We start from the raw sequence: 12014 nt of genomic DNA, 5'->3' as shown, positions 1-12014 counted from the left end.
TGGAGTTTTTGTCATTTACTTTATTTAGCCTGCATACTACAGTATACACCGCTATATATCGTTCATAAAATTTTCCCACCGAAAACCATGCCAAGTATTAGTTAGGTATCCTGACTCACACTTCTTCCTCCTTCTGCCTTCCCAGATTAAATCCAGTGGCTTTTAGAACTCGTCCATGTTTACAGTAGCGGGGGCTGTATTGGCTTTGCACCAATTTCCCTAATATCTCTAAGTAGAGAACCCTAATACTTTGATATTCAATTGTTACGCAACCATTATATTATATGAAGTGTATATATATGTCAATAGATAAAGCTTAAATTAGGTACGTGCGTTCTTTCAAATGGCTACCTTTCTTTAGGAGCATACCTGCCACTTGTTCCCTCGATATCGAATCCCAAATAAAATACTTCTTATAATCCAGTCAATGATCATGGCAACCCAAACACCAAACATTCCAAAGCTCATATACTTGGCAAGGAGAATACCGAAGCCAATTCTGAAAGTCCACATGGATGCAACACCGACGATCATGGTATACTTTACGTCGTTGGATGCTCTCAGCGTATTGGGAAGGGTGAATGACAATGGCCATAGAAGACAGGCGCATATCCCGTGGAAAATAATAACTTGTTTTGCCATGACTGCCGTTTCCTCTGACAGATGGTACAGATTCACGATTACTGGTGTCGCTAAAATAATAAACGTATTCAAAGCGATAAATGAAATATAGGTGTATTTTAGCAGCTTCTTGGTATAATATCGAACCTGTTCATAATCCTCTGCACCAACACATTGGCTTACCACAGTAACCAATCCTAGGCCAATGGAGACGCCCGGTAAAATCTGAAAGGATGTAACTGCGTTCCCAACCGCATTGGCTGTTATAGAAGCGGTGCCCAATCCAGCAATGATACTTAGTAGTAAAATTTTCCCAAGCTGGAACATACTGCTTTCAATGCTATTTGGAATACCTATTCTAAGAATTCGTTTGATCATATCTTTATCCGGTCTATAATCCAGTAATTTATTGATATGAATAATTAGACTTCGGTCTCTCAATAATACCATAATTATGATTGCAGCAACAATTCTAGAGACTAATGTAGGTATGGCTACACCTTCTACTTCCATCTTAAATCCATACACAAAAATAGCATTTCCAACGATGTTGATTGCATTCATAATAAAGGAAGTAAACATGGTTACTTTAGAATTTCCCATGGATCGAAACAGTGCAGCACCACTATTATAAACAGCTATAAACGGGATACTTGCAAAAACGATCAGCATATACGTGTTGGCATAGGCCGCAACTTTCGGATCTATTTGACCAAAGACCACATTTAGAATAAATCCTCTTCCAAGATACATGATGCCCATGATCATAAGCGAAATAAAAGAAGCGAACATAATCAGCTGTTTTCCAGACTTACAGGCCTCATCATCCCGCCCTTGTCCAATATATTGCCCAGCAACCACTGCTCCTCCCGTTGCTAACGCCGCAAAAATATTGATTAAAAGTATACTGATGGAGTCTACCAACGAAACTGCTGATACTGCACTTTCCCCTACACTGGCAACCATGATAGAGTCTGCCATGCCGACAGCAACCGCCAAAAACTGCTCCACCACCAGTGGCAATATTAACTTTTTTAACCGACTGTTACTAAAAATATATTTTTTATCGATTTGTTGCTCCATATTTTTCATCACCTTACATTGAATAGTCTAAGCTTAACAACTTATTCTACCACCATTCGATTTATTTTTCAAACTTATAACCTAAAAGTAGCATATTCGATTCATTGAAAAAAGTTTATCTATTCCTTGTAAAATATAAAATCAGACTGGATATCTTCTATCCAGTCTGATTTTATATTTTACTCTATGGATTGATGCTCCCATTTTATTCTGAGCACTTGAAACTCTAAGCTTTATCTAGAGTTGAGTACCACATAAAGTTTGTGAACCTCAGCGAACAAATTTTGTTTTAAGATAGAACCTTACCATTGGTTATCAGAAAATATCCAATGACTACCACACCTAAAAAAATACGATACCAACCGAAGGCTTTGAAATCATTGTTCTTAATATAAGCCATTAATAGTCGTATGGCTATGATAGAAACAACAAATGCTACGACCATACCCGTTACAAGGGTGATGATCTCTATGCTGGTAAAGTTAAAACCGAATTTAAGTAGCTTTACAGCACTTGCCCCAAACATGATCGGAATGGACATAAAGAAGGAGTATTCTGCCGCAATATAGCGGGATGTCCCCAATATGATGGCACCTATAATCGTCGCCCCTGAACGGGAAGTACCCGGAATCAAGGACAATACTTGAAATAAACCGATTAGAAATGCAGTGCTATAGGATAACTCACTAAAGCTATTGATTTTTGCATATCGATGTTTATTTCGATTTTCAATGATGATAAATAAAACACCGTATACGATGAGCATAGCCGCCACAGTCCAATAATTATATAGATGTTCATTCAACCAGTCGTCAAACAGTAAACCCATTACGCCTGCCGGTATAATCCCAACGACTACTTTGTACCAAATCCGCATGGTTTCTCTCTTTTCTCTTTTCGTCTTACTCAATGCGAATGGATTCAGTTTATTAAAATACAACAGAACCACAGCCATAATAGCACCTAATTGAACCACTACGAAAAACATTTCCTTAAAGGCTGCTGAAGCATTCAATTGAATAAATTCTTCCACCAAAATCATATGGCCAGTGCTACTGATTGGCAACCATTCTGTGATTCCTTCAACGATTCCTAAAAAAATAACCTTCAACAATTCAATAATCGACATACCGCACCTCCATATTTTAGCTCCAATGCTTTAAATGAACCATTTAAAACTATCTCTTTTTTACTACATCCATTTAAAATATATCCTTAGACCTAATCATTTTATTATATTAAGCACCATGATGCAATATGATTCGCAGAAATCTATGCTTTGAATTTCTGAAGCTCCGCTAATATTGTATGGTATTCTTTGTCCAGAGCTTCTATATCATCGCCTTTAGATGGCAGGGACAATCTGCCGATCACTTCTGAAAGACGGTTTTTTAATAAGAGAATCTGTTGATTCCGCTCCTCATTCATACTGGTTGTGGCTTTACTTTTTCTAGATAAATACTCCTGATAGGTTCCGTGAAATACCTTTATCTTCTTATTTTCTATGGTCATAATATTGTCGGCAATCGCCTCTACAAATCTTCTATCATGGGAGACAAACAGTAAGGTTCTGTCATAATTTTTTAGGGTTTCTTCTATGACTTCTAAAGAGTCAATATCCATATAATTTGTCGGCTCATCCAGTATCAGAAAATTGATATCCTGTAAAACAATTTTGGCAAAAGAAACCTTCACTCTTTCTCCCCCACTTAATACTTCTACTTTTTTATAAACATCCTCTCTTTTAAAGAGCAGCCGTGACAACAATAATCTCGCAAAGTTTTCCGGATAGATGCTGCTTTCCATAACATTTTCTAAAATACTTTGTTTCACATTTAAGATATCCATATTTTGACTAAAGTATCCTATTTTTGCCCCTTGAGCAATCTTGATGGAATCCTCATGAGCTAGGATCATTTTAATCAAAGTACTTTTCCCACACCCATTGGGACCGATCAAAGCTACCTTCGTACCATTGTAAATATTGAACTCAGCATTATGAAATATCCGATTTGAACCAAAGCTTTTTTCTATATTTTTTCCTGCCACGACGATCTTGCTATGCAGCTTATTGGAATCTAAAACATCCAGCTTCATTACTGCTTCTTCTTTCGGCTTTTCTTTGACTTCGAGGTGCTCTATTCTCTTCTCTACACTTTTTACAGACCGATCCAAATTCGCCTTTGCTTTCTGCGGCCCCATTTTATGCAATCTAGCTTCAGAATTTCCCATGCGCTTCGGCGTTTTTCTCAAACCCTTTATTCTTTCCTTCGTTTCCTTCCTTACCTCTTCCAGCCTTTTCTTTTCAGAGATGTATTCCTCATATTCAAAGACTGCTCTTTCTTTTTCCTTTTCCTTCTGATGCTGATAGTCTGTATAATTACCGCTGTATATTTTTATTCTACCATTTTCTATTTCCAATATCTTATTGCATACTCGATCTAAAAAGCTTCGATCATGGGATATGACCACGAAGGCACCCTTGTACCCATTAAAAATTTTTTCCATTAATTCAATGCCTTCCATATCCACATTGCTGGTGGGCTCATCTGCAAATAGGATGACTTTATGATCCTCAATGGCCTTTGCAAGCTTAAATCGAGTCTTCTCACCACCGCTCATATGGTCCTGCCAAAGGGCTTCAACACCGAATTTAGATGCAATCTCGTCACTTATAATTTTGTGCACGGGCTCCTCTAGCTGAGATATATAGGAATACTCGCCATATAGTCGAACCCACCCATCGCTGGGCTGTATTCGATTACTTAAAATATTGATGAAGGTGGTCTTGCCCACACCATTTCTTCCAACGATTCCGATTCGATCTTCAGAATATATTCTTAAATGATCCATATCCAACAGTAATCGATCCCCAAAATATTGTTTAATCTTACTCGCCTCAATCAACAACATAAAAAATCCTCCCTTGTTATGAGAGGATAGCATTTCCTTATTGATATTATCATCTTAATTCATAGAAACAAACCCTTACGAAAGAAAAGTATCACAATATACCCTCCAGCAAAAGATTCCTTAAGATTCAATATATAACAAGCAAGCTATTCTCAGTTAAAAATACTATCCACCCAATTATTCTAATAAAATGCACTCCAAATAAAACCTTTTCAACCAAGGCATTATTTATATTTTAAGCAGCGCTTAAAATTGAGCACGCTATAAAATCCATCCGCTTCAGCAAACAAATTTTATTTTCATTTTAAATTAGTTATTTAAGTGAATTATATCTCCATGGCTGCAAATACCTTGCCCTTTCTCAAGTTTATTTTCTAAAATCAACTTCATTATATACAGGATCCAATTGATTGTCAAATTAGATAAATACGGATTCTTCTCATTTGCAATACAGGGGTAAACTTATGGTGATCTTCGTCCCCTGATTGATTTCACTTTCCACCTGAATATCCCCATGGTGCTCTTTAATGATCCAATTTGCTATGGAAAGACCCAGTCCAGTTCCTTCCACACCCTTCGTACCCTTTGTTCGGGATTTATCCACCCTGTAAAAACGATTGAAAATATTTGGTAGATCCTCTTTGGGAATACCGATGCCTGTATCTTCGATGGACAGAATCGCCTTATTCTCTTTAACTTTTGACCCGATCTTTATACTGCCACCATGGGGCGTATATTTGATACAATTGTCTATAAATATCCTTAATGCTTCTTTTATGAGCCTTTGGTCTGCATTGAGAAAAATATCTTCGTTTTCGACACAGAGAATATGGTGTTCCTCATCGATTAATCTGGTTTCCTTCACAATCTCTTCGATGAGCTCATTTAAATAAAAGCTTGTTTTTTCTACTTTTTGAGTGTTTTGATCACTTCTCGCCAGAAAAAGCAACTTTTCCACAAGGGATTTCATATTTTCAGATTCCTCTTTGATGGCGAGCAATGATTCCTCCAATATCTTTTCATCATCTTTTCCCCACCGATTCAATAGATCGGCATAGCCTTGAATTACGGAAATTGGTGTTCTCAGTTCATGGGATGCATCGGAGACAAACTGTTTCTGTTGATCGTAGGATTTCTGAATCCGATCCAGCATATTATTGAAATTCCGAGCTAAGTCTTTTAATTCGTCCTGAGAACCACTAATATTCAAGCGAGTATTCAGCTCATTGATGGTTATATTCTCAACTGTTTTCGTCATAGTTTCAATGGGTCTTAAAATTTTCCTACTGGATTTCATACCGGAAAACAGTACATCCAAAGTAAGGATCAGATTGATTCCCAATAGAATTGCCGCCAACCATATGAATGCAGTGGTTTCTCTGATCATTCTATTTTTGATCTGAATATGGGCAGATGTCTTATGCCACTCTATTTTCTCCAGCAAAATCATAGCATATCCATAGCTATATTCTTGCTCCTCATGATTTATGTCTTTCAATGAATCTATGAAATTATAGTTCATAGGACCTGAATCTAAAGCTAAAATATAGTTTTTATTGATGCTGAAGGCATCTACCAATGCCTCTTTCTCATAAAAATAAATACTGTTCTTTCGATTTTCTGTCGTATAAAGCACCAGTCCATCTTCATCAAAGATTGTGACCGATAGGCGGTCAAAGGCTAAAAGATTCTCCATGCGCTCTTCAAATCCCGTTTCTTCTACATATGTAGAAATTAAAGCATAATTTTTCGCCATAAGATTTTGTGCATTCCAAAAACTGAGTAGTGCGAACCCAACAAGAATCAGCATGGTAAACGTTGTCAAAATGGATAGCGTTTTTCTAGCGTGAACCAAGGTGATTTTTAAGCTTAAAGAAAATCGAAGCTTTTCGATTATACTATAGTATATTTTTCTAAAATCAATACGGAGACTCTGAAAGGCTACCCTTACGGAACTGACTGAAAAATAGAGTATTTTTTTCATTAGATTGAATACTTCACGCCATTTATTCATGCTTTAAAATATAACCCACCCCTCTAACGGTATGAATCAGCTTGATATTGTATTTATCATCTATTTTGCTTCTCAAATATCGGATGTACACATCTACTATATTGGTATCTCCAATATAGTCATACCCCCATACCGCTTGAAGAATTTTATCTCGAGTCAATACAATATTTTTATTCTCTAAAAAATAGTGCAGCAGATCAAATTCTTTTTTTGTCAGTTCAATGATTTCAGTGCCGTAGGTAACTTTGTACATATCTGTATCTAACTTTAAGTTGCCAAGCTGTAAGGTGTTTTCCTTGGAAACAAGCTGTCTGCCGGCTTTTAAAGCAGCTCTGATTCTAGCTAGAAGCTCTTCTATGGCAAAGGGCTTCGTCATATAATCATTGGCGCCCATATCTAGCCCGATGACCTTATCCATGACCTCGTCCTTTGCCGTCAACATAATAATAGGAATCGTAGAAGTTTGTCGAATCTTTCTTAGGACCTCTATCCCATTGATGTGAGGTAGCATGATATCCAGAATTATTAAATCGAAGGGTTCATTCTGTGCTTTCTGAACCCCTTCCCTTCCATCATGTGCCTGCTCTACATCATATCCTTCATGGGTTAGCTCCAGCTCTAAAAATCTGGCAATCTTAATCTCGTCTTCTACAATCAAAATTTTCTTTTTGCTCATTTCAATTTCGCCCCTTTAATATGAATCTATCGTTCAATTATACCTTAATTCATGGAAGCTGATAAGTATTGAATGACGATTCACATTTTCATACCCTGCTCTTTAAACCCATCTAAAAATAGCCTGTTTTTCACAGGCTATCTCTAAAACTTTTATAACAAATAGGGCAGTTTCTTTTTCATACAGGAAAGGAGAACAACTTTACCGTAAATGGGTTTCACAAAAGCTTTCTTGCATTGCTTCTAAAAAAACTTTTTTATTTTGTAAAATCATCTTTCATTTCTTTTCTAAAATCATCTACATCGTTATGAACTTTGTTCAGTATGGAATTTACTTTCATATCACTGCCATTTCGCTCAAATCTAAATCGATATCCAGCAAATAAAGCAACGATCAACGCTACGAAAGTAATATGGAATGTACAAATTCCTAAGATAATACTTGCTGTTAAGGATAAATTCAGTACATTTCGGTCATCCTTGCTCACAATGAATCGAATCGCATTCCCTTTCGCCGTGACCACTTTTACCTTATTAAAGAGATTCTCTTTTTCCTCGAATAATGTGGATTTTGTTTTCTTTTGCTTTTCAAGATAAATTAAAGATTCTACGATGTTGCCATCGTATCTTTCTAAGACCATCTTTGCTTCTTCAAAGCTTATATTTGCTCTTTTCTTTAACTCATCAATCATTTCTATTGTGATTGTCATGTATACCCCTCCATTTATTTTATTTAATTTATACTTTTATTATAGGAGGTATGCATTAGATTCCCATGAGTTGAAGATTAGAATTTCATTAGAAATTTGATTGAAATATTTTATCTGCGAATCCACCCATAGAAAAACTTATCCTAGAATGTTCCTTGATTATTTTATTCGATTCAAACGATATCCACTAAGAGACAGGAATACCTGGGACGGTAAGTAAAAAATCCATATCAAAGTAGCTGAAGTACCATAAAGCTCTATGGCATAGGATTTCATCAAATAAGATAGAGCTACATTGATATCACATAAAAGAAATAAAACCATGCCCAATACAATAAGCCATCTATTGATGGCTGGATATCCATTGACTTTCAATACGTGGATAGATTCAATCACACTTGTAATGATACATAGGGCATAAAAAGATGCCATAGTGAGGATCCATTCTACCTTTACTTCCAACAGATTTAATAGCAAATGAATGCCTATTATCAATAAAAAACCCAGCAAAAATCGAAAGAGTATGGAAGGAATGATCCTGCCCTTATATCTGAAATAGTAAATTATTTGAACGAGACAGAAAAAACCGATGCCTACAATGTAATGGTTTAAAATAAGAAAAAAGAAATCTGCAAATACGGTACAAAGCATTCCGAACTGGAGCAATGTTCGATCCCTTTTATGAATTGAATCTTTTCCAATCATCAGGGTGATGAAAAAACAGAATAGGATCGATATATATTTTAGGATATAGGTGGGGAAGAATCCAGATGTATGATGCATATCCCTATAGATGAATAGACAATAGAATACAAAAATTATTGCCAGTGCTATTTTTAGAACCCGCTTTTTATGCTTCACGCTTTCATCTCCTGTGTCTAGAATTCTGTTATGGTATTATATTTCCTTTATATGTTCTTATTATGCAAAGGATACGAGGGAAAGTATGCTACGATCCATCTATGCTATTTTTTTATCTGTAACAAAATCCCGTTTTTTGTGACTAATTAAATGAAAGGGGGATTTCGGTGCTTAAAATTGAAAATTTATATCGGCAATATAAGCAGGATGTATTTTATTACTTAATGGGTCTTACTCACAATCCCACTCTTTCAGAGGACTTGTTGTCTGAAACCTTTTTAAAGGCGATCCATGCGCTCCCAAGATTCAAAGAGAATTCATCGATTAAAACATGGCTATTCGGTATCGCAAGAAATTTATGGCTCCAGCATTTACGGGGCTTCAAGGCACAAGTAGAATACGACGACCTTTTAGAGATTTATATTACGGAGAGTATGGAGGATCGTCTGATAGCGAAAGAAACCATCTTTCGAATTCATGAATTATTGTCTACAAAGGATGAGCGAACACGCAACATCGTCAATATGCGTATTGACGGCTTTTCCTACAGCGAGATTTCTGAAAAAATAGGGGTATCGGAAAGCTCCGCACGGGTGATTGACTTTAGAGTGAAAAAGTGGATTCAATCAAAGCTGGAAATGGAGGGATTACATTGAATATGAATAGGAAACATATTTCTTGCGATGTATGTTTGGACTTAATACCTTTAGTGGTCGATCATGTTGCAAGCAACGACAGTAAAGCTTTGGTCTATGAACATATCAAAGCATGTGAAAATTGTAGAGCAGAATTCGAAGGATTTGGTGTAATTACCGAAGATACCGTTAACGATAGGAAAATTATATCCTCCATTAAAAAACATCTTTTTTTTACTGGATTTACATTCATTATGACCGGTGCTCTCATCGGTATCTTGATTTCAAATTCCTTTGCCATGTTCTATAATTTTTTGATTATGCCTATCGTGGGTAGCTGTGCTTATTTTGTCTTAAAAAAGAAATACTATTGGGCTCCTGTAGGAATTTTTATGGCGTCTTATATCTGGTTATTGATCCAAAGTATTTTTGACGGCGCTATATCCCAAGGTTTTCAGGTAGCAGTTTTCTTTATCCCTATATTTTTAAGCACTATCTATGCCTTCCTTACGATCCTTGGTATTATCATCGCTGCACTCCTAAAATTTGCATTGAGAAAAGAGGAAAGATCATGAAAAATAATAAAGGTTTGTTCAAAATTATTGCTTTGGTAATGGCCATTGGCTTAATCGGGGCTATTTTATTTGTAACGAATTCCTTCATTGGAAATCCCGTATCTGCATCTTTTGCCAAAAAGGCTGCAAAAAAACATATTGAAAAAAACTATTCAGATCTAGATCTTATCATTGAAAAGCCTCGCTACAATTTTAAGTTTGGAGAATATATCGTAAAGGCATCATCGAAAACCAGTATCGATACCCATTTTAATATTTATTATCGCAATGGCCAGATCCGATATGATGACTACGACTCCTATGTTCTTGGAAAGTTTAACACACTGAGCAGATTGCAAGAAGAATGTGCCAACTTAGTCCGACCAATTTTATCGGAGGTTCAGGGATTAGAAAGTAATAGAACCATGGTGCTCGTGGAGAAGTGGGAATATGAACAAAAAAACGGTGCCATTCAATTGGATATGAACTTTGATCGAAGTCTCCCAGTGGATATGCAAATTACCCTTCAATCAGATTTAGAGAATCCTTCTTTAAAAAATGTGGCCCATTTGTTAGAAACTGCTCATCATCTACTGACGAACCATGGATTTAAATTTACATCCTACCATCTTTATTCAGAGCACAAGGATATTCTCCTAATGGTTGATGGTGTTCAGCCGGCGGATATTGAAAGTGGGAATCTAGAGAGCTTATTAGAGGACGCACTGAATTACGAGGATAAGGATGAGGATTATGACGTAGAAAAAGGAGAAGACAAACCAGAAGCTCCTGAGAGAATCCGAGTTTTTATTAAAGATGGCCGCACACAATAAGCTTTACTTCAGATTTTGACGATTCATAGGAACAGCCCTCACCAGATTCATATCCGGTGAAGGCTGTTCTTTTTATTTACACCATCCAATCTCAGCTTCTAGGCTCCATCTACCTGTTTATCCATGACAATGGACTCAACTTCACAGCGGATTAAGCGGATTAAATCCGCTGTAGCAATCTCAATTTGATAACCGATTTTTCCTGCACTTACAATGAGCCGATCTACACGATTACAGGAACTGTCTAAAACTGTTTTATATTCTTTCTTCATTCCTACGGGAGAGCAACCACCTCGAATATACCCCGTTACCTTGGTTATATCTGTACTCTTAATCATTTCCACATTTTTTTCATTGACGGACTTTGCCGCTGCTTTTAAATTTAGTTCCTCATTGACAGGAACAATAAAAACATAGTATTCTCTGCTGGCACCTTGGGTAACCAAAGTTTTATATACTTTTTCAAAGGGTTGTCCTATTTTTCCTGCAACTGAAATGCCGTCAACTAAGCCATCCTTTTGTTCATAGGTATAGATCTTGTAAGGGATTCCCGCTTTATCTAAAATTCTCATTGCATTGGTTTTTACGTTTGCCACAGTATCCCTCCCTTAAGCATTTACTTTCTCTTTCTCAAGTTTTAAAAGATACGCTTTAATATGCAAGCCCCCGCCGTAGCCTACCAATTTTCCATTGGCACCAATCACCCGATGACAAGGAATGATAATCCCAATGGGATTGCGATTGTTTGCCATTCCAACCGCACGACATGCCTTTGGATTGCCTATACGCTTTGCTATGTCACCATAGCTTCTCGTCTCTCCATAAGGAATCTCCTGTAAGGCTTTCCATGCTTTCTGTTGAAAGGCTGTTCCTTGGGGTGCAAGAGGTAGATCAAAATCCTTTCTAATACCTTCGAAATATTCCATAAGTTGTCTTCCTGCTTCTTTTAAAACCGGTGTCTCTTTTATTTCCATATCCTTCTCATGGATTTCTTCGTCAAAATAAACATGAGTTATAGCATTGTTGCTTTCAGCAATACCGATTTTCCCTATTGGTGTATGGTAAAAAAATATATTCTTCATGGTACGATCCCACTCCATTCTACTAATGCGTCC

General features: G+C 36.6%; 12 protein-coding genes and 1 riboswitch. Of the genes, 3 read left to right on the top strand and 9 right to left on the bottom strand.

The features are described from left to right. Positions 1-83: 83 nt before the first annotated feature. Positions 84-261: riboswitch (cobalamin riboswitch) on the bottom strand. A gap of 96 nt (positions 262-357) precedes the next feature. The 7 genes from CLOS_RS04880 to CLOS_RS04850 form a co-directional block, all read right to left on the bottom strand. Beyond that, entirely contained in the window at positions 358-1704 is a 1347-nt protein-coding gene (locus CLOS_RS04880) for an MATE family efflux transporter (RefSeq protein WP_012158806.1), read from the bottom strand. 289 nt (positions 1705-1993) lie between these two features. Further along, complete coding sequence (locus CLOS_RS04875; protein ID WP_012158805.1) at positions 1994-2833, bottom strand: undecaprenyl-diphosphate phosphatase; 840 nt, start codon at positions 2831-2833, stop codon at positions 1994-1996. 143 nt (positions 2834-2976) lie between these two features. Beyond that, positions 2977-4617: a ribosomal protection-like ABC-F family protein gene (abc-f, locus tag CLOS_RS04870; protein WP_012158804.1), complete on the bottom strand. Its 1641-nt coding sequence runs from the start codon at positions 4615-4617 to the stop codon at positions 2977-2979. A 439-nt stretch (positions 4618-5056) separates the two neighbouring features. Then, positions 5057-6631 carry a sensor histidine kinase gene (locus tag CLOS_RS04865; RefSeq protein ID WP_012158803.1) on the bottom strand — a complete coding sequence of 525 codons (1575 nt, stop codon included), beginning with the start codon at positions 6629-6631 and terminating at the stop codon, positions 5057-5059. Continuing rightward, entirely contained in the window at positions 6624-7307 is a 684-nt protein-coding gene (locus tag CLOS_RS04860; protein WP_012158802.1) for a response regulator transcription factor, read from the bottom strand. Before CLOS_RS04860 ends, CLOS_RS04865 begins: the two co-directional genes overlap by 8 nt. Positions 7308-7563: 256 nt before the next feature. After that, entirely contained in the window at positions 7564-8016 is a 453-nt protein-coding gene (locus CLOS_RS04855; protein ID WP_012158801.1) for a DUF4342 domain-containing protein, read from the bottom strand. Positions 8017-8175: 159 nt separating this feature from the next. Beyond that, positions 8176-8877 (bottom strand): lysoplasmalogenase family protein, encoded by a 702-nt coding sequence (locus CLOS_RS04850; RefSeq protein ID WP_012158800.1) that lies wholly within the window; start codon positions 8875-8877, stop codon positions 8176-8178. Positions 8878-9044: 167 nt separating this feature from the next. Here CLOS_RS04850 and CLOS_RS04845 point away from each other — a divergent pair, with 167 nt between their 5' ends. The 3 genes from CLOS_RS04845 to CLOS_RS15225 are packed head-to-tail and all read left to right on the top strand — an operon-like array spanning position 9045 to position 10899. Next, a complete protein-coding gene (locus tag CLOS_RS04845) occupies positions 9045-9533 on the top strand; it encodes an RNA polymerase sigma factor (protein ID WP_012158799.1) in 489 nt (162 codons plus the stop codon). A gap of 2 nt (positions 9534-9535) precedes the next feature. Next, positions 9536-10087 carry a zf-HC2 domain-containing protein gene (locus tag CLOS_RS04840; protein WP_012158798.1) on the top strand — a complete coding sequence of 184 codons (552 nt, stop codon included), beginning with the start codon at positions 9536-9538 and terminating at the stop codon, positions 10085-10087. Further along, positions 10084-10899, top strand: coding sequence for a YfjL-like protein (locus tag CLOS_RS15225; protein WP_012158797.1), 816 nt, complete (start codon positions 10084-10086; stop codon positions 10897-10899). The genes CLOS_RS04840 and CLOS_RS15225 overlap by 4 nt, the downstream gene beginning before the upstream one ends. A gap of 98 nt (positions 10900-10997) precedes the next feature. Here CLOS_RS15225 and ybaK read toward each other — a convergent pair whose 3' ends face one another. Together ybaK and CLOS_RS04825 are read right to left on the bottom strand one after the other, a co-directional pair. Beyond that, on the bottom strand, positions 10998-11495 hold the full coding sequence (ybaK, locus tag CLOS_RS04830; RefSeq protein WP_012158796.1) for a Cys-tRNA(Pro) deacylase: 498 nt from the start codon (positions 11493-11495) through the stop codon (positions 10998-11000). 12 nt (positions 11496-11507) lie between these two features. Beyond that, the gene (locus CLOS_RS04825; RefSeq protein WP_012158795.1) at positions 11508-11981 is read right to left on the bottom strand and encodes a methylated-DNA--[protein]-cysteine S-methyltransferase; all 474 of its coding nucleotides are present in this window, start codon (positions 11979-11981) and stop codon (positions 11508-11510) included. Positions 11982-12014: the final 33 nt, after the last annotated feature.

It is taken from the genome of Alkaliphilus oremlandii OhILAs, from assembly GCF_000018325.1.
GTDB lineage: Bacteria > Bacillota > Clostridia > Peptostreptococcales > Natronincolaceae > Alkaliphilus_B > Alkaliphilus_B oremlandii.
This window is presented reverse-complemented; position numbering and strand designations above follow the sequence as displayed.